Raw genomic sequence first — 22,919 nt, 5'->3', positions numbered from 1 at the left:
AAGTCCCGAACGTCCTGACCGACACCCCACCCACCCGACTCCACAACCGGCGCCGTCGGAGGCCAAGTCCCGAACGTCCTGACCGACACCCCACCCACCCGACTCCACAACCGGCGCCGTCGGAGGCCAAGTCCACACCCACGCCGGCACTCCACACCACCGGCACCTGTTCCCCACCGCCAGCCGCCGGTCGTTGCCGGCGCCGCGACGGCGGGAACCACGTACGGCGAAGCCGGCGCCGCGTACGGCGGTGAGTCGCCGGACGCGCGGGGAAGTACCACGTACCACGCTCCAGAAGGGCCACCACCATGGCGATCAGCGTCTTCGATCTGTTCAAGATCGGCATCGGCCCGTCGAGCTCACACACCGGCGGTCCCATGGCGGCTGCGCACAAGTTCGCACGCGGCCTGCACCAGGACGGCCTGCTGGAGAAGACCACGAGAATCCAGGTCATCCTCTACGGCTCACTCGGCCTCACCGGAAAGGGCCACGGCAGCGACAAGGCCGTGCTGCTCGGCCTCTCCGGTGAGAAGCCGGAAACGGTCGACGTGGACACGGTGCCGGAAAAGCTCGCGGCCATGCGTGAGACCGGCAAGGTCAAGATCTACGCCGAGCAGGAAATCCCCTTCGAAGTAGGCGAGGACCTCGTCTTCGAACGCAAGATCTCCCTCCCCCGGCATCCCAATGGCATGCGCTTCACCGCCTACGGAAAAGAAGGCGGCCAACTCAGGGAGAAGACCTACTACTCGGTAGGCGGCGGCTTCGTCATCGACGAGAACGCCACCGGCGCCGACCGCATCAAGCAGGACGACACCGAACTCCCCCACCCCTTCACCACAGCCAAGGAACTCCTCGACCACTGCGAGGAGACCGGCCTGTCCATCTCCGGCCTGATGCTGGAGAACGAAAAGGCCTTCGGCCGCACAGAAGCCGAGATCCGCGAAGGACTTCTCACCCTGTGGCGCGTCATGGCCGAATGCGTCACCCGAGGCTGCACCAGCGAAGGCGTCCTCCCCGGCGGCCTGAAGGTGAAACGCCGGGCCCACCGTCTCCACCGCAAACTCCAGAGCGAATCCCCCGAGGCCGACCCCCTGAACGCCATGGACTGGGTCACCCTCTACGCCTTGGCCGTCAACGAGGAGAACGCCGCAGGCGGCCGGATAGTCACGGCCCCGACCAACGGGGCCGCCGGCATCATCCCCGCCGTCCTGTCCTACTACCACCGCTTCACCCCCGGAGCCGACGACGAGGGAACCATCCGTTTCCTCCTCACCGCCGGCGCGATAGGCGTCCTGTTCAAGGAGAACGCCTCCATCAGCGGCGCCGAGGTCGGCTGCCAGGGAGAAGTCGGCTCCGCCTGCTCCATGGCCGCCGCCGCACTGACAGAAGTCCTCGGCGGCACCCCCCAGCAGGTCGAGAACGCCGCCGAGATCGGCATAGAACACAACCTCGGCCTCACCTGCGACCCCATCGGCGGCCTGGTACAGATCCCCTGCATCGAACGCAACGCCGTGGCGTCCATCAAGGCCATAGCAGCGTCCCGAATAGCACTCCACGGCGACGGCACCCACTACGTGGCCCTGGACAAGGCCATAAAGACCATGCGCGACACCGGCCGCGACATGCTCGACAAGTACAAGGAGACCAGCCGCGGCGGCCTGGCCGTGAACGTCATCGAATGCTGACCACTTCACAGAAGCCAACGAGGATTCGATGCCCTCACACCGCTCAGGAACGCGGACCACTGATCGAGGGAGACGGCCAGTACCGGCCCGGATGGATTCTTGCTATCACGGATGAGACGAATCCCGGACAGATCGGATGCGACCACGACACACTCGCCTGAGTCGCTGCTGTAAGTGCTCTTGTGCCACCGTGCGACCCATAGGTCATACGCCAATCTGGTGCACCGCTTCCTATATGAGATGTAGTAAGTGTTCAACGGTAGGCCCTCAACGTCAGTGAATACTGACAGTGGAGCTATACGTGGTTCAGCGAAGACCCGTGGCCTTCACCTGGTTCACGAAGATGGACCACTCCTTGGAAGGGACGGCCAGCGAAGGTCCAGTGAGGTTCTTGCTGTCACGGAGGAAGTGAAATCCGGACAGATCAGACGCGACCTCGACACACTCGCCTGAGTCACCACTGAAGCTGCTCTTACGCCACTGCGCGTTCCGAAGGTCAGACGCCAATTCGGTCCACCGCTTCCTCTACGAGCCGGAGCGACTCTTTGACGGGTAGAGCCTGGGCCCTGATCGCGTCGTATCGGCGTATCAGGTCGGCGATCAGTCGGCGTTCGTCGAAAGTGCGGCCGACCGGTTGAGCTTCCGCGTAAGCAGCATAAGCGACTCCATTTCGTTCAGCGAGGACAAACCCACCCATCTGACCGCAGTGCGGACGTGCGACATAAGGAACTATCTGCATCGTCACATGCCACCGAGAAACGACCTGCAGCAAGTGGTCCAGTTGTTCACGCATGACGGCGGCCCCGCCGATCATGTGCCGGATCACGTCCTCGTCGAGCAGGATGTTGAGGTCGGGTGGTTTGTCGCCGACGAGGATCGCCTGCCGTTGCATCCGGTTGGACAACCTCTCGTCGAGTTCTTCGGCGGTGATACTCGGCCAGGCGGCCAGGATTTCGCGAGCGTAGGACTCCGTCTGGAGCAGACCGGGAACGATGGAGGGCTGCCAGGTGCGCAGAGAGGTGGCCTCCTGCTCTTCCTCCAGCCACGAACGGAGGTAGTCGGGGGCCTTGTTCCATGTCGTCGCGGTGTAGAGGCGGAGCATGTCGCCGTCCAGGCCGAGAGCACGGTCGGCCAGTTCGGCGAAGCGGCGCGTAGGAGGACGTTTGGCGGCCTCGACCATGTTGATCAACGAGTCCGAATAGTCCATGCGTCGGGCCAGTTGACGCTGCGACAGTTCCGCGGCCTGGCGGTGACGGCGGAGTTCGAACGCGAAGAGATCGCGGGGGGACTTGTACGGATCCGGCCGTTCGGTGGACATATATCTCCTGCGTCAGCGATTACCTTCTCGGTTCACGAAGGTGCTCACAAGAATTGTTGTCACTGCAAGTGAACTCTCGATTACCGAAAGTATCCGAATTCCAGGTCCACGGAGCGGCCTTTGGTGACTTCCCTGAGATTTCGCCGGTGATGACGGACGGAGTCACGGCGTGCGCCTAGCATGAAGGCTTCCCGGTGTCGGCGTGAGGAGGTCCAGGTGGGACCGGGTGCTGCTGCTTCGGTCGCCGAGAGGTCCGCGGTGGTGGAGCGGCGTGCGCCGGGGTTCTGGCGGGAGCACTGGGTGGTGGTGCTTTTGCTGGTGGCCGGGGTGGGGTTGCGGGTGGTCGCGGAGTTGGGGTATCGGCCGGCGTTGTGGTTCTGGGCTGATTCGTTTGCCTATGTGAACGCGGGGGTGGATCCGCAGCCGCTGGAGTCGCGGCCTTCGGGGTACTCGCTGTTCCTTTGGGGGCTGTGGCCGCTGCGGAGCTTCATGGTGGTGACGGTCGTGCAGCACCTGCTGGGGGTCGCGATGGGGGTGCTGGTCTACGCGGTGGTGCGGCGGCGGGGCCGGGTGCCGGGGTGGGGTGCGGCGCTCGCGGCGGCGCCGGTGCTGCTGGATGTGCACATGGTGCAGCTCGAACATCTGGTGATGGCGGATCTGCTGTTCACGTTCCTCGTGACGGCGGGGGTGGCGGCGGTGCTGTGGTGGCGCAGGCCGCCGGTGTGGACGGCGGCGCTCGCGGGGGGGCTGCTGGCGGCGGCGACGCTGACCCGTACGGTGGGGCTGGCCGTGCTGGTCGTGGTGCTTGTCTACATGGTGCTGTGCCGGGCCGGGTGGCGGGCCGTGGTGGCGGCGGGGCTGGTGGCGGCGGTCGGGGTCGGTGGGTACGCGGTGTGGTTCCGCAGTGTGCACGGGTCGTACGGGCTGGGGCAGAGCAACGTGTGGCTGTGGGCCAGGACGATGTCGTTCGCCGACTGCGCGAAGATGCCGGACCTCGGTGAGGAGCGGGTGCTGTGTCCTACCGTGCCGCCGGACCAGAGACTGACGCCGCCTCGGTACATCTGGGCCGAGGAGTCGCCGTTGGCGGCCGTGAAGAAGGACGCCGACCGGGAGCGGCTGAGCGGCCGGTTCGCCAAGGAGGCGATCCTGGCGCAGCCGTTCGACTTCCTGCGGACGGGGGTCGGGGACGCGTTGTGGGCTTTCGAGTGGACGCGGCGGGTGTATCCGGCCAAGGGACCGCAGAGCGCGTATGTCTTCCCTGCGGCGATCGATCCGTTCGACGACAAGACGGCCTCCGGGGGGATGTCCGCGGCCGAGCTGACGGCCGTGTACCAGGGGGTGCGCGCGGACACGGCGGTGGTGGAGCCGTACGCGGGGTGGTTGCGCGCGTACCAGACCCAGGGGTACGTCCGTGGGCCGCTGCTCGCGGTGATCCTGCTGGTCGGGCTGGTGGGGGTGGTGGCACGGTGGCGGCGGCTCGGCGCGCCGGTGCTGCTGCCGTGGACGGCCGCCGTGGTGCTGCTCGTCCTGCCGCCGATGATCGCGGCGTTCGACCACCGGTACGTGGTGCCGGTGCTGCCGGTGGCGTGTCTCGCGGCGGGGCTGGCGTTCGGATGGCGGGGGACGCAAGAGCCCGGAAACGTGACCTAGGCTCATGTTAGCTCGGCGGGTTAGGCTGCCGGTATGGGTGATCGTGAGCGGCTCGACAAGGCCACCGCGGAACTGGAGCCGCCGTTCGCGGTCGTCGACCTGGCGGCGATGCGCGCGAACGGGGTGGCGATGGCGCGCCGGGCCGGGGGCAAGCCGATCCGGGTGGCGAGCAAGTCGATCCGGTGCCGTGAGGTGCTGCGGCGGGTCCTCGACATGGACGGGTACGCCGGGGTGATGGCGTTCACGCTTCCCGAGGCGTTGTGGCTGGCGTCCGAGGGGTTCTCGGACATCCTCGTGGCCTACCCCACGGTGGACCGCGCCGCGCTGGCCGCGCTCGCCGGGGACGCCGGAGCGGCCGGGGCCATCAGCGTGATGGTGGACTGCGCCGAGCATCTGGATCTCATCGCGGACGCGGTGCGTGAGGTCTCTCCCCGGCACGAGATCCGGGTGTGCCTGGACGTGGACGCGGGGTTCGTCGCCTTCGGCGGCCGGCTGCGGGCCGGTGTGCTGCGGTCCCCGGTGCGGGAGCCCGGTCAGGCGGCCGGGCTGGCCGAGGCCGTCGCCAAGCGGCCGGGGTTCCGGCTGGTGGGGCTGATGGCGTACGAGGCGCAGATCGCGGGTGTCGGCGACCGGGTACCGGGGGTGTACGGTCACCTGCTGCGGTGGACGCAAGGACGGTCGCGGCGTGAGCTGATGAGCCGCCGGGGACGGATCGTGCGCGCGGTGCGCGAGGTGGCGGACCTGGAGTTCGTCAACGGAGGCGGCACCGGTTCCCTGGAGAAGACCAGCCGCGAGAAGGCCGTCACCGAGGTGACCGCGGGCTCCGGTTTTTACCATCCCCGGCTGTTCGACTTCTACCGCGGCTTCACCGGCCGTCCGGCCGCGTTGTTCGCCATGCCGGTGGTGCGTCGTCCCGCTCCCGGTGTGGTCACCGTGCTCGGCGGGGGCTATCCGGCGTCCGGCTCCCCCGGCGCGATCCGGCTGCCGCAGCCGTACCTGCCGGCGGGTCTGCGGTACGACGCGCGCGAAGGCGCCGGTGAGGTGCAGACCCCGCTGCTCGGCGCCGCCGCGGACGAGTTGCGCGTCGGCGACCGCGTGTGGTTCCGGCACGCCAAGGCCGGGGAGCTGTGCGAACGGTTCGACCACCTGCACCTGGTGGACGGCGACCGCGTGGTGGAGACCGTGCCGACGTACCGCGGCGAGGGGAAGACGTTCCTCTAGCGGCCCTCTAGCGGCGGCGGCGCCGCCACAACGTGATGGTGGCGGCGACCGCGAGAGCGGCGCCGATGCCGATCAGGATCGGGGCCAGGGACGGCGGGGCCTGCGGCTCGTCCTGCTCGTCGCCGTACGCCGGCGGAGGGGTCAGCAGGTCGCGGGTCGAGGTGAGCAGGTGGTCGGCGGTGGCCTTGACCTTGGCCATCTGCCGGCCCGCCACGCGTTTGGGGCTCACCCGGTCGGCTATGGCGTCCACCGTGGTCGCCAGTTCGGCCCGTGTGCGCTCGATCTCTCTCTCCAGCGCCTCTGGGTCGGTGTCCGCCATCGCGTGGTCCCCTTCCTCGTCGCCGGCCCCGTCCCGGCGTGCCGTGTTAGTACCGTGTTCGTGCCGTGTTCGCAAGGATCAGTCTGTCAGGTCCTGTCACCGTGTGGCATGGTGGGCCGCACGGGTGTCCTGTGCCGTAGGTTGGCTTGCGTGACTGAGACCAGACTCCAGCCGGGGGACGCCGCCCCGGGCTTCACCCTTCCCGACGCGACCGGCGCGGACGTCAGCCTCGACGCCTACCGCGGCAAGCGGGTGGTGCTGTACTTCTACCCCGCGGCGATGACGCCGGGGTGCACGACGCAGGCCTGCGACTTCCGCGACAGCCTCGCGGCGCTGCACGCGGCCGGGGTGACGGTGCTCGGGGTGTCGAAGGACACGCCGGCCAAGCTCGCGAAGTTCGCCGAGCGCGACGCGCTGACGTTCCCGCTGCTGTCGGACCCGGAGCTGAAGGTCCACCAGGCGTACGGCGCGTACGGCGAGAAGAAGAACTACGGCAAGACCATCCTCGGTGTGCTGCGGTCCACGTTCGTCATCGATCCGGACGGAAAGATCGAGAAGGCCATGTACAACGTGAAGGCGACCGGCCATGTGGCACGCCTGCGCAAGGAGCTCGGCGTCGACTGAGCCGGGACCCAAGGACATGACCCCGGACCTGGACTAACGGTCACCACGCCAGTCGCTACGGGTGCCGCCGAAGCTCAATTAAGATGGCGGAGGCCCACGCGGGGTCGTAGCCCAATGGCAGAGGCACAGGTTTTAGGTACCTGACAGTGTGGGTTCGAATCCCACCGACCCCACCAGGTCCTACCTGGACGAATAGCGGAGGCCGCCCCCACCACCTGGGGGCGGCCTCCGCGCTGTGGGCCCGCTGGGCATGGGGCCGTTCGCGCCAGGAGAGGCGGAGACGGTGGGGCCGAGGTTCCCCGGGTCACGTGGCTTCTCCCCCTGCCACGCGACCCGGGCGGCGCCGACCCGCATCGCGGTCTCCCTTTATCCACCCGAGGGTGGCTCCCTGCTAAGAACTATCCCGCATGCGCCGTAAGAGGGGTGTAAGGGCATTTGTCCTGTGTACGACCTGGGTCGTAGCCGCAGATCCCTCTCCAGACGGACGGGGATCACCCGGGCCCGAACGTAGTGTTGGAGGCGTGTTCGGCAGAGTACGCGCGTGGGGGTCGCGCCATCGCAACCTGATCGACGGGCTCGCCATCGCACCCCTCGTCATCCTGTGCGCGATGGCCATACCCGCGTACGTCGAGTCGCCGCCTCCCGGCGGCAGGCCACCCGGTGTCTGGGGCTACGTGCTGTTGTCGGCCGCACTCGTGATCCCGCTGGCCTGGCGGCGGGCCCGTCCGGTGCAGATGTTCGCCGTCGTCGCGCTGGTGTGCTTCTGCCAGTGGCTGCTCGGGATCCAGCCTGTTCCGGCCAACATAGCGGTGCTCGTCGCGATGTACGGCGTGGCGGCCCGCTGCGCGCTGCGCTGGGCCGTGGCCGCAGGCGCGGTCGTCGAGCTCGGCCTGATCCTCGCGCTGATCCGCTGGGATGTCGCCGTCGAGCCGCTGGCCATCTTCTCCGGCACGTTCTTCGTGCTCAGCCCCTGGATCGCCGGCATCTACGCCAACACGCGCCGCCGCTACCTGGAAAGCCTGGAGGAACGCGCGGAGCGCGCCGAGCGGGAACGGGACCAGCAGGCGCTCATCGCCACCGCCGCTGAGCGCGCCAGGATCGCGCGCGAGCTGCACGACGTGGTGGCGCACAACGTCAGCGTGATGATCGTCCAGGCGGACGGCGCCGGGTACGCCATGAGTTCCGACCCCGAGCAGGCACGTCAGGCCCTCGGCACCATCTCGCGCACCGGACGTGAGGCGCTCGCCGAGATGCGGCGCCTGGTCGGCATGCTGCGGCAGGACGGCCAGGCGGAGGAGTACGCGCCGCAGCCCGGTGTCGCGCAGCTCGACGACCTCGTGACCCAGGTGCGCCGTTCCGGCATGGCGGTGGAGTTCACCGTCGGCGGCACCCCGATCGACCTGCCGGAAGGCGAGCAGCTCGTGATCTACCGTGTCGTGCAGGAAGCCCTCACCAACACCCTCAAGCACGGCGGCCCGGGAGCGGTGGCCCGGGTCGACATGACGTACCGCGGCCGTGAGGTCCTGCTGCAGGTCACCGACGACGGCCGCGGCGCGGCGGCGCCTCCCGGCATCGGCGGCCACGGGCTGATCGGCATGCGGGAGCGGGTCGCCATGTACGACGGCAGCGTGCGCGCGGCCCCGATCCCCGGCGGCGGGTTCCAGGTCAGTGTGCGGCTGCCGGTGAGCAGGGCCGCGTGAGCGTCAAAGTGGTGCTGGTCGACGACCAGGAGCTGGTGCGCGCCGGTTTCCGCATGGTGCTCGGCGCGCAGCCCGATCTGGAGATCGTCGGCGAGGCCGCCGACGGGGCCGCCGCGGTGGCGCTGGCCGGCCGGGTGCGCGCCGACGTGGTGCTGATGGACGTCCGCATGCCGCACATGGACGGGGTGGAGGCGACCAGGCGCATCCGGGAGATGCCGGACGCGCCGAAGGTTCTCATCCTGACGACGTTCGACCTCGACGACTACGCGTACGCCGCGCTCAAAGCCGGCGCGTCCGGTTTCCTGCTCAAGGACGTGCCGCCGTCGGACCTGGTGAGCGCCATCCATTCGGTGCACGCCGGTGACGCCGTGATGGCGCCGAGCGCGACGCGGCGCCTGCTCGAACGCTTCACCGCGCACCTGCCGGGGCCCGAGGCGGCGGCAGGCGGGCCGCTCGGCGACCTCACCGCGCGCGAGCGGCAGGTGCTCGTGCTGGTCGGCCGCGGCCTGTCCAACGGCGAGATCGCCGCACGGCTCGACCTCGCCGAGGCGACCGTCAAGACCCACCTCGGCCGGGTGCTCGCCAAGCTCGGCGTCCGCGACCGCGCGCAGGCCGTCGTGTACGCCTACGAGAGCGGACTGATCAAGCCCCTCGGCCGTCCCGGCTCCGACCAGGGGTGACGTCTCCCGAGGAGGAGACCGGCTCAGACCTGGGTCGTAGACCCGGTACTCCGGTGGTCGCGACCGGCGCGCCGCGCACCACCGGGGTCTGATCAGGAGTCCGTCCCCAAGGCTCAGGAAACCGGCTCATGGCGCTCATAGCGTGAGGTCCACCATGAGAACCGCGTCTTTCGAGGGAGCCATCGTGACCATCACCGGAAGGGAAGCCGTACCCCAGACCACGGCCGCCGTGACCGCCAGAGGGGTGACCAAGGTCTACGGCACCGGTGACACCGCGGTGCACGCGCTGCGCGGAGTGGACGTCTCGTTCGGCACCGGAGCGTTCACCGCCATCATGGGGCCGTCGGGGTCCGGCAAGTCGACGCTCATGCACTGCCTGGCCGGCCTGGACACGGTGACGAGCGGCGAGGTGCGCGTCGGCGACGTGGACATCACCAAGCTGAACGACAAGAAGCTGACGCTGCTGCGGCGCGAACAGGTCGGGTTCATCTTCCAGGCGTTCAACCTGCTTCCCGCGCTGACCGCCGAGCAGAACATCCGCCTTCCGCTGGACATCGCGGGCCGCCAGGCCGACGAGGACCTGTTCGACACCGTCATCCGCACGGTGGGGCTGCGGGACCGGCTGAGGCACCGGCCGAGTGAGCTGTCCGGCGGCCAGCAGCAGCGGGTCGCGGTGGCACGTGCGCTGATCGGCAAGCCGCGGGTCATCTTCGCCGACGAGCCGACCGGCAACCTCGACTCGCGCAGCGGCGCCGAGGTGCTGTCGTTCCTGCGCGCGTCGGTGCGCGAGCTCGGCCAGACGATCGTGATGGTGACGCACGACCCGGTCGCGGCCTCGTACGCCGACCGCGTGGTGTTCCTGCGTGACGGTGCGCTGGTCACCGAGCTGATGGCGCCGTCCCCGCAGACGGTGCTCGACACGCTCGTGCAGCTGGAGGCCTGACCGTGATCAAGACCACGCTCGCGGGGCTGCGCACCCACAAGCTGCGGCTCCTGCTCACCTCACTGGCCATCACGCTCGGCGTCGGCTTCATCGCCGGCACGTTCGTCCTGACCGACACCCTGCGCACCGGGCTCGACCAGCGGATGGCCGCCTCGGCGAGCAAGGTGGACGTCGCGGTGCGGCAGAAGTCCGGCGAGAACGCCGGCAAACTGCGGCCCGCCGACCTCGCCAAGGTCACCGGCGTGACCGGCGTCGCCGAGGCGCAGGGCCTCGTACGCGGCGACGCGGCGCTGCTCGGCAAGGACGGCAGGGCCGTCGGCGACACCGCCACGGCGGCCGTCTCCGTCACTCCCGGCCGGCTCGACCGCACGACGATCACCAAGGGGGTCGCGCCGGTCCGCGACGGCGAGGCCATCCTGGACAAGGACACCGCGCGGACCCGCGGCTTCGCGGTCGGCGACACCGTCACCGTTCTCGACCACAAGGACGTCCGCCACCGGTTCCGCCTGGTCGGCCTGTTCGACGTCGGGCTGGACCAGTCGCTCGCCTTCACCGGCGCGCTCGGGTACACCCCGGAGGTCACGCGGGCCATGACCGGCCGACCGGACTTCACCGGCATCGACGTCGCCGCCGCGCCGGGAACAGACCCCGGCACCCTGGTGACGTCCGTGTCGGCGGCGCTCGGCGGCCGGTTCCAGGTCATGACCGGTGAGGAGCTCGGCAAGAGACTGGCCGCGCAGGCAGGCGCCGACACCGAGGTCATCATGCTCGGCCTGCTGATGTTCGGACTGATCGCCATGCTGGTGGCCGCGCTGGTGATCTACAACACGTTCAACATCCTCGTCGCGCAACGCGCCAGGGAGATGGCGCTGCTGCGGTGCGTCGGCGCGACCAGGCGGCAGGTCTTCGGGTCGGTGCTGCTGGAGTCCGTCGTGGTCGGCCTGGTGTCGTCCGGGCTCGGGCTGCTCGCCGGCGTGGGACTCGGCGCGGGTGCCCTGGCGCTGCTGCGCGCCTTCGGCCAGGACGTGCCGTCGGCGGGCCTGTGGCCGGAACCGCGCACCATCGCGATCGCCCTCGCCATCGGCCTGCTCGTCACCGTGGCCGCGGCGCTGCTCCCCGCGCGTACCGCCACGCGGGTCCCGCCGGTCGCGGCCCTGCGCACACAGACCGACGAGCAGACGTTCCGCGCCGGCGTGCTGCGCCTGGTCTTCGCGGGCCTTTTCCTGCTGGCCGGAGGCGGGGTCACCGCGCTCGGCGTCACCATCGACCCCGGCGAGGCCGCGCTGTTCACCGTGATGGCCGGCGGGGTGCTGACGTTCTTCGCCGTGCTGATCCTCGGACCGGTCCTCGTGCGGCCCCTCAGCGCTGTCGCGGGCTGGCTCCCCGCCAAGCTGGCCGGGGTGCCGGGACGGCTCGCGGTCACCAACTCCGGCCGCAACCCCAAACGGTCGGCCACCACGACCGTCGCGCTGACCATCGGGGTCACGCTCGTGACGCTGATCTCCGTCATCACCGCGACCCTCGGCGCGACATTCACCGCGCGCATCGACGAGCAGTTCCCCGTCGACTTCATGGTGACGTCCCAGTACAGCCTCGCCGACGGCGCCGGCAAGCTGCCGGCGTCCCTGGCCGGCGACCTGCGCACCCGTCCCGAGCTGACCTCCGTGGTGAGCGTCAAGGAGACCGAAGGCAAGGTGAACGGCGACACCCTGAGCGTCGGCACCTTCGACGGCCCCTTCCAGCCCACCGCGCTGGAAGGCACCACCCGGGGCTTCGCCGCGGGCTCCGTCCTGCTCGGCGCACGCACCGCCAAGGATCTGGCCGTCCACCCCGGCGCCACCCTGACCCTGAACACCCCCAAGTCAGGCCCGCAGCAGGTCCGCGTGGCGGCCCTGTTCGACGACGACACCATGCCGATGCCAGGCGTCATCGTCCCCGCCACGGTCTTCACCGACTACTACGGCCCCATGGGTGACACCCGCGTCCTCGTCGGCGCCAAGGACGGCACCGACCCCTCCACCGCACGCAGAGCCGTGGAGGCCGCCACCGCGCCGCACCCCACCGCCAAGATCCTCAGCGCCGCCGAAGTGAAGAGCCAGTTCTCCGAGGCTTTGGACATGCTCCTGATGATCGTCACCGGCCTCCTGGGCCTGGCCATCCTGATCTCCCTGCTCGGCATCGCCAACACGCTCAGCCTGTCCGTCCACGAACGCACCCGCGAATCGGCCCTCCTGAGAGCCCTGGGCCTCACCCGCCCCCAGCTCCGCCGCATGCTCACCCTGGAAGCCCTCATCCTCGGCCTCATCGGCGCCTTCGTCGGCGTGACCCTCGGAGTCACCTTCGGCTGGGCCGCCACGACCTCCCTGATCTCCGGCACCCTCTTCCACATCCCCCTCCCCCAGATCCTCTCCTTCATCGCCCTGTCCGGCCTGGCCGGCGTCCTGGCCGCCGCCCTCCCCGCCAGAAAAGCCGTCCGCACCCCCATAACCGCCTCCCTGTCCGCCGACTGACCCCCGGATGGCGCGACCGGCTCAGCGCGGGGACGGGCCGGGCCACTGGTCGGCGATGGACTCCGGGTTGAGCAACGGGTGGATGGTCAGGTCGCCGGTGTGGCGGTCGATGACCGCGCAGGCGCCGCCGATGGTGTCCGGGAGGGTGCCGGGGTCGGGGGGCTCGGGGGGACGGGGCCAGGCGATGTAGCCCGATGGGAAGGAGTGGAGGCCTACTTCGGTGGCCTCCGCTGCCGGGAGGGCTCCGTTGAGGTACTCCTCGGCCAGGGCTCGGGCCTGGGTGGGAGAGATCTCTCTCATCTGAGCTCCGCTCTTGTCGAGGAGTGGCTCATCGGCGGTGGCCTGAGCGGTCGAGGATGACGCAGAAGACGCCGGCCACCGGGCCGGTGGGTGGCTCCAAGGAGGTGTGCGCGCGCTGGCCGTCGGCCCAGACGACCTCGCCGGCCGCGTTGAGCGCGGTGAAGGCATGGCTTCCGCCTGAGGGCCAGCGGGTGATCAGGACGGCGGCGGCTCCGTGGCCGGCGGCGTGGACGCGGCGGGAGACCAAGGTGTAGGCGCGCCGGCCCTGGCCGATGTACTCGAAGGTGTGGCCCAGCCAGCGCTCGGCTCGGCCGACGCCGCCTGGCTCGCCTTGCAGGGACGGACGGCCCACCCGGTCGTACTCGGGCCGGCGGGGTGCGGCGACGACCGGCTCTCCGTGCCAGGTGGAGATCACCGCCAGAGCGCAGTCGAGTGCGTTGGCGGCGCGGAACGGGTCCTCGCCGGGGCCTTCGCCGTTGATCAGCCGTAGCCAGGTGCCGCGAGGATCGGGGAACCGGACTCCGTCGGCCACCGCCTGGCACAGGTCCTGCTGGAGTTGCGGGTCGGGCCAGGCGAAGCCGCCGGGGACGCCGTACACGCGGCAGGTGTCGAGGCGTGCCGGCCGGTCGGGTCGGTCGAACCAGTCCGGCGGGGTCTTGTTCGGAGAAGGGAGGAGCGTCCAGTCCGGCGGTATGGTGTCGGGGCCACGGCTGACCGTCCAGTCCGGCGGAGTGGTGTCAGGACCGTGGTGGAGTGGCCGGTCGTGCCAGGTGGGGTCGGGTGGAGAAAAGGGTGTGGGTGGTCCTTCTGGTGGGATGGGTGGCCGGCTTGGTAAGTCGGCGGCCAGTTCGTAGTCGCGCCAGCGGGTGCCGTCGGATGTCACCACGGGGTTGTAGGCCACGCTTCTCGGCGTGGGACGCCGGTGCGGCGTCGTGGCCCCGTGACCGGATCTGGACAATGTTCCCCCCGAAAAATCGTCCCGGTCGAAGGCCGATGCTAGGGACGGGGTGGGGGCTCGTGCCGGTGAACCGGAGAGGAAGCTGGGGCTCCGGGCTAGGTCACCGCACCGCTATGAGGATGAGGTCGCGCCGTCGGGGCCGGAGGAGCGTACTCGTCGGCCCACATGGAACCGGTGGTGCGGGGTCACTTCACCACGACGAGGATGGACTGCCGGCCGGTTGCCCCGTCGGGGCCGAAGAAGCGTACTCGTCGGCCCACATGGAACCGGTCATGCGGGGTCACTTCACCACGATGAGGATGGAGTGCCAGCCGGTGGCGCCGTCGGGGGCCGGTGGAGCGTACTTGTCGGTCTGGGTGTAGCCGGTGGCGTCGGTGGCTCGGACGGCGATGGTGTGGTTGCCGGGGGTGGCGTTCCAGCCGTCCAGGACCCACTGGCGCCAGGTGTCGGGGCTCGGGGCCTCGGCGAGGCGGGCCTGCCGCCACGGGCCCTTGTCGATGCTGACCTCGACGGCGTCCACGCCGCGGTGCTGGGCCCAGGCGACGCCGGCGATGGTGGTGGGGCCGGCGGTGATGGTGGAGCTGCCTCTCGGGACGTCGATGCGGGACTGGGTCTTGATGGGGCCCTGCGGCGACCAGCCGCGCGGGGTCCAGTACGCCTCGTCCTGGTCGAAGCGGGTCACCTTGATGTCGGTGACCCACTTGGTGGCCGAGACGTAGCCGTACAGACCCGGCACGACCTGCCGCACGGGGAAACCGTGGGACAGCGGGAGGGTCTCGCCGTTCATGGCGATGGCGAGCAGAGCGTCTCTGCCGTCCATGACGACGTCGACGGGGGTGCCGCAGGTCCAGCCGTCGGAGGACGTGGACAGGAGCATGTCGGCGCCTGAGCGGATGCCGGCGTCGCGCAGGACGTCGGCCAGGCGTGCGCCGAGCCAGCGAGCGTTGCCGACGTACGGCCCGCCGACGTCGTTGGAGACACAGGCGAGGGTGACGTCGCTCTCCATGAGGGGCCGTTTGAGCAGGTCGGCGAAGGTCAGCTCCACCGGGTGGTCGACCATGCCGTGGATCTTCAGCGTCCAGGTCCTCGGGTCGACCTGAGGGATCACCAGGGCCGTGTCGACGCGGTAGAAGTCCTTGTTGGGGGTGGAGAACGGGGAGAGGTCCTTGATGCGCAGGTCCACACCCTTGGGGAGGGGAGCGAGGGGACGGGTCGCCTTGGGGAGCGCGACGCCGGCGCGGGCCTTGTCGACGTTCAGGCGGCCCGCCAGTCCCCGGCCGGCGAGTTCACCGACACCGGCCACGACGACGCCTGCCACGACGCCGGTGAACAGGCCCCGGCGGTCGAGCTCCCCCACGGGATGCGCCTGCGGGTACTCGGTGACCGTCTCCTCGTGGTCTCCCTCTGACCGGCCGGCGTCTTCCTCGTAGGCGGTCGCCGGTCCGTACGGCCAGGCGCGGCGCGCGAGGACGCGCAGGGCCCAGGCGCCTACGGCGGCGCCGAGGACCGACGGCAGGACGTCGAGCGGGCCGGCGTCCGGACGGCCCATGGCCGCCACGGCGCCGACGAGGCCGATGCCGAGCACCCCCGCCGTGGCCCAGCTCGGCCGTCGCCGCGCCAGCACGCCGAGGCCGATCGCGATCAGCGCGAGCACCACGACGATGCCGATGATCAGCACCAGCTTGTCGTTGGCGCCGAACGTGCGGATGGCCCAGTCCTTGACCGCCGCCGGCGACCCGTCCACCGCGGCGTCCCCCACGGCCACCACCGGCGACGCCTTGGGGTTGATGACCCCCGCGACCAGTTGCCCGACCCCGAGTGCCACTGCCGCGCCGACGAGGCCGATGAGCCCCCCGGCCCAGAGGTGCGTGCGCCGGGCTCCGTGCGTGTTCTCCACACCCCGAACGGTACGCCTGCCGGGCCCTGATGATTCTTACACCCTGGTTACGACCTGGAGCCGTCCGTACGCCGCGTTCCCCGGCCGTGGTCCGGCGGTCACGGGGCCAGGAGGTCGCGGATGTGGGGGGCGAGCTCGCGGAGCGCGCGGCCGCGGTGGCTGGTGGCGTCCTTGGCGGCGGCCGGCATCTCGGCGGTGGTACGGGTCTCGCCTTCGGGGAGAAAGATGGGGTCGTATCCGAAGCCGCCGGTGCCTCTCGGCGTGTGGATGATCTCGCCGTTGAGAACGCCTTCGACGACCTTCTCCTCGCCGGTCGGCAGGACCAGAGCCGCGGCGCAGGTGAAGTGAGCGCCGCGGTGCGGAGCGGGGATGTCGGAGATCTGGGCCAGCAGCAGAGCCAGGTTGGCGGCGTCGTCGCCGTGGCGGCCGGACCAACGGGCCGACAGGACACCAGGCATGCCGTTGAGCGCGTCCACACACAGGCCCGAGTCGTCGGCCACGGCGGGGAGGCCGGTGACCGCCACGACGGCGCGGGCCTTGATCAGAGCGTTGTCGGCGAAGGTCAGGCCCGTCTCGGGGATGTCGCCGATCTCGGGGTACTTGTCCAGGCCGATCAGCTCGATCTCGCTGTGGGCTTCCGCGAGGATGCGGCGCAGCTCTTCGATCTTGCCGGGGTTCTGTGTGGCGAGCACCACCCTGTTCATGCTGAGGCTCCGTTCTGTGGGGTGAGCGCCGCGGAAGTACCAGGGTGACGCCGAGGGGCGGCCCGGCGCCACAGGTTTCTCCGGCTCGACTGAGGCGAGGTCGCGTAGGTCACGACGCCGGGATGACGTGGGGAGGAGACCGGCGCCGGAGTCGGCGCCGGGGTGGGTCACGAGGAGAGGGCCTCGCGCTGGTGCTCGGTGAGCCGGGTGCAGCCGGCGGTGGCCAGGTCGAGGAGCGCGTCGAGGGTGGAGCGGGAGAAGGGGACGCCTTCCGCGGTGCCCTGGACCTCGACGAACTCGCCTGAGCCGGTCATGACGACGTTCATGTCGGTCTCGGCGGCGACGTCCTCGGTGTAGCAGAGGTCGAGCAGGGGGGTGTCGCCGACGATGCCGACCGAGACGGCGGCGACCGAGTCGACCAGGGGGTCGCCGGGGCACATCTTGCGCTTGCGCATCCAGCGGACGGCGTCGGCGAGTGCGACGTAGGCGCCGGTGATGGCGGCGGTGCGGGTGCCGCCGTCGGCACGCAGGACGTCGCAGTCGAGGACGATGCTGTTCTCGCCGAGCGCCTTGTAGTCGACGCAGGCGCGCAGGGAACGGCCGATCAGCCGGGAGATCTCGTGGGTACGGCCGCCGATCTTGCCGCGGACGGACTCGCGGTCGGTGCGGGTGTTGGTGGCGCGCGGCAGCATGGCGTACTCCGCGGTCACCCAGCCGAGCCCGCTGCCGCGGCGCCACCGCGGGACCGAGTCCTGCACGGAGGCGGCGCACAGCACTGTGGTGGCGCCGAACTCCACCAGCACCGACCCTTCGGCGTGGGGAAGCCAGCCGCGGGTGATCGTGACGGGCCTGAGCTGATCGGGACTGCGTCCATCGTGGCGTGCCATGAGCATCACCCTAGGTCATCCGCGACACGCCTCCATCCGCTCGGCCGCGAGGCCGGCGGTCCCACCGTGAGCGGGCTCAGCCGAGGTCGTACACCTCGCCGCTGCGCGCCAGGCGCAAGGTGCCGTCGAAGCCGCCCCGGGTGGCGTCGCGATGGATGACATCGGGGTCGAACCAGGGGACCAGGTGGGTGAGGACGAGAGTGCCGACGCCGGCGCGTGCGGCGTGCTCGGCGGCCTGGCGGCCGTTGAGGTGGAGGTCCGGCGGGGTGTCGGGCCGGTCGGGCCAGGAGGCCTCGCACAGCAGCAGGTCGGCGCCGGCGGCGAGTTTCACCAGGTCGGGGCATTCCCCGGTGTCGGCCGAGTACGCGATCGACCGGCCGCCGTGCGAGACGCGGAAGCCGTAGGTCTCGACGGGGTGGTTCATCAGCGCCGTGGTCACCTCGAACGGTCCCACGGCGTAGGTGGCGGGACGCAGCGCCTCGAAGGCGAACGCGGTCTCCAGGCCGGGTTCCTCGGACATGCCGTACGCCGCCGACAGCCGCCGCGGCGCGTCGGCCGGCGCGTACACCGGCACACGCGGCAGGGGCCGCTCCGGGGAGTAGGTGCGCACCACGTGGTAGGTGCACAGGTCGAGGCAGTGGTCGGCGTGCAGGTGGGACAGGCAGATGGCGTCGACGTCGTACAGCCCGATGTGCCGCTGCAGCACACCGAGCGCGCCGTTGCCGAAGTCCAGCAACAGCCGGAAGCCCTCGGCCTCCAGCAGGTAACACGACGCGGGACTGTCCGGCCCGGGGAAGCTCCCCGCGCACCCGACGATCGTCAGCTTCACCAACGGCCTCCTTACGACCCGGGGCCGGTCACCGTCGGCCCCGCTTGCCAAATCTCCTAGCTCGGCGCGGGGACGGCTTCCCCGCCGGGGATGTCGCCGATCAAGGCACGTTCCACGGTGCCGAACTCCGGCCCGAGGAACCGCCGTCCGAGGTGCGCGAACAGGGTGCCGTCACCGGTCTCGCGGAAGCGGTGGACGGGGATGACGGGGGAAGGGGACGCGAGGCCCCGGTCGTGCAGGATGCGGTAGACGTCCTTGGCCGTCTCCTCCGCGCTGGACACCAGCGTGACCTCGTTCCCCATCACGTACGAGATGGCGCCGGTCAGCAGCGGGTAGTGCGTGCAGCCGAGCACGAGCGTGTCGCAGCCGTCCTCCACGACCGGCCGCAGGTACTCGCGCGCCACCTCGATCAGCTCGTCGCTCATCGTCTCGCCTCGCTCCACGAACTCCACGAACCGCGGCGCGGCGACCCCGGTGATGCGGATGTCCGGCGCGGCGGCGAACGCGTCGTGGTAGGCCATCGACTCGATGGTGGCCCTGGTGGCGATCACGCCGACCCGGCCGTTCCTCGTGGCGCGGACGGCCCGGCGGGTGGCCGGCTGGATGACCTCGACCACCGGCACGTCGTACCGCTCCCTGGCGTCACGCAGCATGGCGGCGCTGGCGGTGTTGCACGCGATGACCAGCATCTTCACGTCGTGCTCGACCATGTGGTCCATGACTTCCAGCGCGTACGCGCGCACCTGCGCGATGCGTTTGGGGCCGTACGGCTGGCGTGCGGTGTCGGCGACGTAGAGCACCGGTTCGCTCGGCAGCTGGTCGATGATGGCACGTGCCACGGTGAGCCCGCCGACACCGCTGTCGAAGACGCCGATCGCGGGCCCCGGCCCGGACGATTCCAGCATGCTGACCCACGGCGCGTGGGCCACGCTCCCGATGTCCACCATGATGCCCAAGGTTAGGGGACGGCGCACAATCGCTCGCGGTAAGAATGCTCACATCGGAGTAATCCCCCGTACGAAACCCGACCGATGCCTTCAACCTCGGCCAAGACGGGCCAATTGCCGTGACTGCGCGACGAGATTCCCCGCCGAGTCCCACACCTCGACGTCCTCGTCGAACCATCCGTCCCTGATCAGCCGTCCCTGGCCGACCACGGTGAGCCAGCCCGGCGCCGGCAGCGCGCGCAGGTGCCAGGTGAGCTCCACCGTGGGGGCCCAGCCGCGGTGGCCGGCGGAGAACACCACGGGAGGCAGCGCGTCCAGGGCCAGGGCCAGCACGTACGGGTCGGGGTCCTGCGGCTCGGACAGGCGGAAGTACGCGCGGGACTCGGGACGGCCGGTCGGTGCGCCGGTGAACCAGCCGACGGTCGGGGGGTCGAACCGCAGGTCCATGCGCTCGCCGAGCGTCATGCCGGACCCGGGCCGCGGCCGCGGCAGCGGCAGGCACTCCTCGGGAGGCGGCATGGTGACCGGCGGCCCCGCGGACCAGGCGGCGGGCTCCCCTGCGAGGGTGGCGGTGGTGACCAGCGCCTCGACGCACGCCGTGCCGTCCTGGACGAGGGTCGCGCGGGTCATCGCGGCGGTGCGGCCGGTCTTGAGCGGTGCCAGGAGCACCTGGGCCGGGCCGGTGGCGGGTGCGCGCAGGAACTGCGCCGACGTGGACACCGGATGGTCGTACGCCGAGGCGTCCACGGCGGCGCGCAGCAGCGCCGCGAGAAGGTAGCCGCCGTTGAGCGGGCCGCCGATCGCGTAGCCGGGGTCGAGGCAGACGTCATAGGTCGTGGCGTCGACCCGGACGGCCCCGGTCGCCTCGTCGAACTTGGTCATGCGCCTCGCTCCGGGCCGTACCGAATGTTGTTCTGGGCCCCCACTCTAACGGACGGCCCGGAGCGCGAGCGTGGCGATCAGGCCCAGAGCTGGCCTTCGAGACGGTCCTCCGCCTCGTCGAGCGTGCCTTCGTAGGCGCCGGTGGACAGGTACTTCCACCCGCCGTCGGCCACGATGAACGCGATGTCGGCCCGCTCACCGGCCTTCACGGCCTTGGCCGCCATGCCGAGCGCGGCGTGCAGCGCGCAGCCGGTGGAGACGCCGGCGAAGATGCCCTCGGCCGACAGCAGTTCGCGCGTGCGGCGCAGCGCGTCCGCCGAGGTGACCGAGTAGCGCGTGGTCAGCACCTCGGCGTCGTAGATCTCCGGGATGAAGCCCTCGTCGACGTTGCGCAGTCCGTACACCAGCTCGCCGTACCTCGGCTCGGCCGCGACGATGCTCACCCCCGGCACCCGCTCACGCAGGAAACGGCCCACCCCCATCAGCGTGCCTGTGGTGCCGAGGCCCGCGACGAAATGGGTGATGGACGGCAGGTCCTCGAGCAGCTCGGGGCCCGTGGACTCGTAGTGCGAGCGCCAGTTGGCCGGGTTGCCGTACTGGTAGAGCATGACCCAGGAGGGGTTCTCGGCGGCCAGGCCCTTGGCGACCCGCACCGCCTCGTTGGAGCCGCCGGCCGCCGGCGAGGAGATGATCTGCGCACCCCACATGCGCAGCAGCTGGCGCCGCTCCTCGGAGGTGTTCTCCGGCATGACGCAGATGAGCTTGTAGCCCTTCAGGCCGGCCGCCATCGCCAGCGAGATGCCGGTGTTGCCGGAGGTGGGCTCCAGGATGGTGCACCCGGGGGTGAGCAGGCCGTCCTTCTCGGCCTCCTGGATCATCCACAGCGCGGGACGGTCCTTGACCGAGCCCGTCGGGTTGCGGTCCTCCAGCTTGGCCCACAGACGCACGTCCGGCGAGGGGGACAGCCGGGGAAGCCCCACGAGCGGGGTGTGCCCGACGGACTCGGTCAGCGAGTCGAATCGCATGATCAGCGCGCGCCGCCCGCGACCGCGGGCAGCACCGTCACGGTGTCGCCGTCGGCGACCGGGGTGTCCAGGCCGCCGAGGAACCGGACGTCCTCGTCGTTGAGGTAGACGTTGACGAAGCGGCGCAGGCCGCCGTCGTCCACGATGCGCTCGCGCAGACCCGGGTGGCGGTTGTCCAGGTCGCCGAGCAGGTCGGACAGGGTGGCTCCGTCGGCGTTCACCGACTTGGCGCCGTCGGTGTAGGTGCGGAGGATGGTCGGAATGCGAACCTCGATGGCCATCGCGGCAGGCTCCTCGATCGATGTCTTCTAAAGTCGTCAGCGGTCGCCGGTGGGGATCACCGGACACCCGGCGGTTGGGAACACTAAGTGGTCGGCGGAGATTCCGGCGATCACGGACAGTCGTAGACGACGAAGAAGGGCGTGTGCGCGAACAGGTGGTTCTGCACAGGCGGCACGGACGACGAATGCCCGGCGCGCGCGGGAGCGCTCGCCATCGCGGGATCGATCGTCGGCATGTACACAACTGTACAGCTTCCCGCCGTCCTGCCCCATGGCCGCTGTCGCGGCATCGGCAGGCGCGCGGACGGGCTCAGCCGACGATCTCGACCGGCTCCTCGGTGATCTCGCCGTCCACGATGCGGAAGGAGCGGAACTGCACGTCGCCGGGGTCCGCGGTGGACACCAGGACGTAGTGCGCGTTCGGCTCGCCGGCGTAGGAGACGTCGGTGCGCGAGGGGTAGGCCTCGGTCGAGGTGTGCGAGTGGTAGATCACCACCGGCTCCTCGTCGCGGTCGTCCATCTCGCGCCACACCTTGAAGTGCTCGGTGGAGTCGAAGCGGTAGAACGTGGGGGAACGCTCGGCGTTCTCCATCGGCACGAAACGCTCGGGCCGGTCCGAGCCGGCGGGCCCGGCGATCACTCCGCAGGCCTCGTCCGGGTGGTCGGCCCACGCATGCGCGATGATCTTGTCCGCCAGCTCCCGTGCGATCGTCAGCATGCCTGGAAGCTACCAAAGTGCCCGGACGAGCGTGTCCTGCAGATAGGTCAGCCAGTCGTAGGTGACGAACGCCGGGTACCGAGGATCGTCCTCGCGCATCTCGGCCAGCTCGTCGTGGATCTCCTCGGTGACCTCCAGCCGCACGCCGAGCGCCAGCCGCACGTCGTTGAGCGCGCGCAGCCACGCGCCGGCCTGCTCACCGGTCAGCTCCACCCGGCCCTGCTCGGCCGTCCCCAGCAGAGTCTCGGCGTCCGAGCGCTTCCCGTCGCGCAGCGTGGCCTCGGTGTAGCGGCGGAACTCCGAGGCGGCCTTGTCGTCGTCGGCGTACGCCGAGGGGAACAGCCTGGCGAGCACCGGGTCGGACGGCTCCTCCGCCGCGCCGATGCCGAGGGCCCGCTCCAACGGGTCGTCGCTGACCGCGGCCGGCTGCACCAGGCCGAGGATCTGCGCCACGAGGGAACGCAGGATCGACGCCTCGCCGGCGTCGAGGTCGATGGTGACGCCGCCGCCGCGCGCCGCGCGGAACCCCGTGCTCACGCCGAGTCCCGCTGCACGGTGGCCCACAGGCCGTACGAGTGGAGGATCTGCACGTCGCGCTCCATCTCCTCGCGCGTGCCGCTGGCCACCACGGCCCTGCCTTTGTGGTGGACGTCGAGCATGAGCTTCTCCGCCTTGGCCTTGGGGTAGCCGAAAACGGTCTGGAACACATAGGTGACGTACGACATCAGGTTCACCGGGTCGTTCCACACGATCGTCAGCCACGGCAGGTCGGGGCGGACGTCCGACTCGGGACGCGCCACTTCGGCTGGAGCGGTACTACCCACCTTCCCATCCTGCCCTA

Annotated in this window: 26 protein-coding genes and 1 tRNA gene; 9 read left to right on the top strand and 18 right to left on the bottom strand. The window is 70.3% G+C overall.

The genetic code is table 11. The features are described from left to right. The first annotated feature begins 308 nt into the window (after positions 1–308). Entirely contained in the window at positions 309–1,685 is a 1,377-nt protein-coding gene (locus tag BJ992_RS08780) for an L-serine ammonia-lyase (protein ID WP_184979415.1), read from the top strand. Positions 1,686–1,690: 5 nt separating this feature from the next. Here BJ992_RS08780 and BJ992_RS08775 read toward each other — a convergent pair whose 3' ends face one another. From BJ992_RS08775 to BJ992_RS08765, 3 genes are all read right to left on the bottom strand, one after another. Beyond that, positions 1,691–1,900, bottom strand: a complete 210-nt coding sequence (locus tag BJ992_RS08775) for a DUF397 domain-containing protein (protein ID WP_184979414.1) — start codon at positions 1,898–1,900, stop codon at positions 1,691–1,693. A gap of 91 nt (positions 1,901–1,991) precedes the next feature. Continuing rightward, positions 1,992–2,192, bottom strand: coding sequence for a DUF397 domain-containing protein (locus BJ992_RS08770; RefSeq protein ID WP_184979413.1), 201 nt, complete (start codon positions 2,190–2,192; stop codon positions 1,992–1,994). After that, positions 2,182–3,003, bottom strand: a complete 822-nt coding sequence (locus tag BJ992_RS08765) for a helix-turn-helix domain-containing protein (RefSeq protein ID WP_184979412.1) — start codon at positions 3,001–3,003, stop codon at positions 2,182–2,184. The genes BJ992_RS08770 and BJ992_RS08765 overlap by 11 nt, the downstream gene beginning before the upstream one ends. A gap of 216 nt (positions 3,004–3,219) precedes the next feature. Here BJ992_RS08765 and BJ992_RS08760 point away from each other — a divergent pair, with 216 nt between their 5' ends. Continuing rightward, positions 3,220–4,653 carry a hypothetical protein gene (locus BJ992_RS08760; protein ID WP_184979411.1) on the top strand — a complete coding sequence of 478 codons (1,434 nt, stop codon included), beginning with the start codon at positions 3,220–3,222 and terminating at the stop codon, positions 4,651–4,653. Between the two features lie 33 nt (positions 4,654–4,686). Then, positions 4,687–5,874, top strand: coding sequence for an amino acid deaminase/aldolase (locus BJ992_RS08755; protein ID WP_184979410.1), 1,188 nt, complete (start codon positions 4,687–4,689; stop codon positions 5,872–5,874). Between the two features lie 7 nt (positions 5,875–5,881). Here BJ992_RS08755 and BJ992_RS08750 read toward each other — a convergent pair whose 3' ends face one another. Next, a complete protein-coding gene (locus BJ992_RS08750) occupies positions 5,882–6,193 on the bottom strand; it encodes a DUF3618 domain-containing protein (RefSeq protein ID WP_184979409.1) in 312 nt (103 codons plus the stop codon). Between the two features lie 150 nt (positions 6,194–6,343). On the opposite strand from BJ992_RS08750, the gene bcp reads away from it, so the two are divergent. From bcp to BJ992_RS08720, 6 genes are all read left to right on the top strand, one after another. After that, positions 6,344–6,817, top strand: a complete 474-nt coding sequence (bcp, locus tag BJ992_RS08745; protein WP_343072564.1) for a thioredoxin-dependent thiol peroxidase — start codon at positions 6,344–6,346, stop codon at positions 6,815–6,817. Between the two features lie 100 nt (positions 6,818–6,917). Next, positions 6,918–6,993, top strand: a tRNA-Leu gene (locus BJ992_RS08740). Between the two features lie 345 nt (positions 6,994–7,338). Then, positions 7,339–8,517 (top strand): sensor histidine kinase, encoded by a 1,179-nt coding sequence (locus tag BJ992_RS08735; RefSeq protein ID WP_343072563.1) that lies wholly within the window; start codon positions 7,339–7,341, stop codon positions 8,515–8,517. Beyond that, complete coding sequence (locus BJ992_RS08730) at positions 8,514–9,197, top strand: response regulator (RefSeq protein WP_184979407.1); 684 nt, start codon at positions 8,514–8,516, stop codon at positions 9,195–9,197. Before BJ992_RS08735 ends, BJ992_RS08730 begins: the two co-directional genes overlap by 4 nt. Positions 9,198–9,381: 184 nt before the next feature. Further along, complete coding sequence (locus BJ992_RS08725; protein ID WP_343072562.1) at positions 9,382–10,140, top strand: ABC transporter ATP-binding protein; 759 nt, start codon at positions 9,382–9,384, stop codon at positions 10,138–10,140. Positions 10,141–10,142: 2 nt separating this feature from the next. Further along, complete coding sequence (locus BJ992_RS08720) at positions 10,143–12,650, top strand: FtsX-like permease family protein (protein ID WP_184979405.1); 2,508 nt, start codon at positions 10,143–10,145, stop codon at positions 12,648–12,650. 21 nt (positions 12,651–12,671) lie between these two features. On the opposite strand, the gene BJ992_RS08715 is transcribed toward BJ992_RS08720, so the two are convergent. The 14 genes from BJ992_RS08715 to clpS form a co-directional block, all read right to left on the bottom strand. Next, on the bottom strand, positions 12,672–12,950 hold the full coding sequence (locus tag BJ992_RS08715; protein WP_221474733.1) for a hypothetical protein: 279 nt from the start codon (positions 12,948–12,950) through the stop codon (positions 12,672–12,674). 28 nt (positions 12,951–12,978) lie between these two features. Next, positions 12,979–13,851: a toxin glutamine deamidase domain-containing protein gene (locus BJ992_RS08710; protein ID WP_184979404.1), complete on the bottom strand. Its 873-nt coding sequence runs from the start codon at positions 13,849–13,851 to the stop codon at positions 12,979–12,981. 337 nt (positions 13,852–14,188) lie between these two features. Then, positions 14,189–15,805, bottom strand: a complete 1,617-nt coding sequence (locus tag BJ992_RS08705; RefSeq protein ID WP_184979403.1) for a molybdopterin-dependent oxidoreductase — start codon at positions 15,803–15,805, stop codon at positions 14,189–14,191. A 98-nt stretch (positions 15,806–15,903) separates the two neighbouring features. Next, positions 15,904–16,509, bottom strand: coding sequence for an RdgB/HAM1 family non-canonical purine NTP pyrophosphatase (gene rdgB / locus BJ992_RS08700; RefSeq protein ID WP_184979402.1), 606 nt, complete (start codon positions 16,507–16,509; stop codon positions 15,904–15,906). Between the two features lie 167 nt (positions 16,510–16,676). Next, positions 16,677–17,396: a ribonuclease PH gene (gene rph, locus BJ992_RS08695; protein ID WP_184979401.1), complete on the bottom strand. Its 720-nt coding sequence runs from the start codon at positions 17,394–17,396 to the stop codon at positions 16,677–16,679. A gap of 76 nt (positions 17,397–17,472) precedes the next feature. Then, on the bottom strand, positions 17,473–18,225 hold the full coding sequence (locus tag BJ992_RS08690; RefSeq protein WP_184979400.1) for an MBL fold metallo-hydrolase: 753 nt from the start codon (positions 18,223–18,225) through the stop codon (positions 17,473–17,475). 56 nt (positions 18,226–18,281) lie between these two features. Continuing rightward, a complete protein-coding gene (gene murI, locus BJ992_RS08685; RefSeq protein ID WP_425503648.1) occupies positions 18,282–19,172 on the bottom strand; it encodes a glutamate racemase in 891 nt (296 codons plus the stop codon). Between the two features lie 90 nt (positions 19,173–19,262). Then, entirely contained in the window at positions 19,263–20,054 is a 792-nt protein-coding gene (locus BJ992_RS08680; protein WP_184979399.1) for a thioesterase family protein, read from the bottom strand. A gap of 77 nt (positions 20,055–20,131) precedes the next feature. After that, a complete protein-coding gene (locus tag BJ992_RS08675; RefSeq protein WP_184979398.1) occupies positions 20,132–21,079 on the bottom strand; it encodes a PLP-dependent cysteine synthase family protein in 948 nt (315 codons plus the stop codon). 2 nt (positions 21,080–21,081) lie between these two features. Then, entirely contained in the window at positions 21,082–21,360 is a 279-nt protein-coding gene (locus tag BJ992_RS08670) for a MoaD/ThiS family protein (RefSeq protein WP_184979397.1), read from the bottom strand. Positions 21,361–21,470: 110 nt separating this feature from the next. Further along, a complete protein-coding gene (locus BJ992_RS33685) occupies positions 21,471–21,596 on the bottom strand; it encodes a hypothetical protein (protein WP_281390321.1) in 126 nt (41 codons plus the stop codon). Positions 21,597–21,670: 74 nt separating this feature from the next. Then, positions 21,671–22,078 (bottom strand): M67 family metallopeptidase, encoded by a 408-nt coding sequence (locus BJ992_RS08665; RefSeq protein WP_184979396.1) that lies wholly within the window; start codon positions 22,076–22,078, stop codon positions 21,671–21,673. A 9-nt stretch (positions 22,079–22,087) separates the two neighbouring features. Next, on the bottom strand, positions 22,088–22,615 hold the full coding sequence (locus BJ992_RS08660; RefSeq protein WP_184979395.1) for a DUF2017 family protein: 528 nt from the start codon (positions 22,613–22,615) through the stop codon (positions 22,088–22,090). Continuing rightward, complete coding sequence (clpS, locus tag BJ992_RS08655) at positions 22,612–22,902, bottom strand: ATP-dependent Clp protease adapter ClpS (protein WP_184979394.1); 291 nt, start codon at positions 22,900–22,902, stop codon at positions 22,612–22,614. The genes BJ992_RS08660 and clpS overlap by 4 nt, the downstream gene beginning before the upstream one ends. Positions 22,903–22,919: the final 17 nt, after the last annotated feature.

The sequence above is a fragment of the Sphaerisporangium rubeum genome (assembly GCF_014207705.1).
Classification (GTDB): domain Bacteria; phylum Actinomycetota; class Actinomycetes; order Streptosporangiales; family Streptosporangiaceae; genus Sphaerisporangium; species Sphaerisporangium rubeum.
The sequence above is the reverse complement of the archived record's forward strand: the minus strand, read 5'-3'. Positions and strand labels throughout refer to the sequence as shown.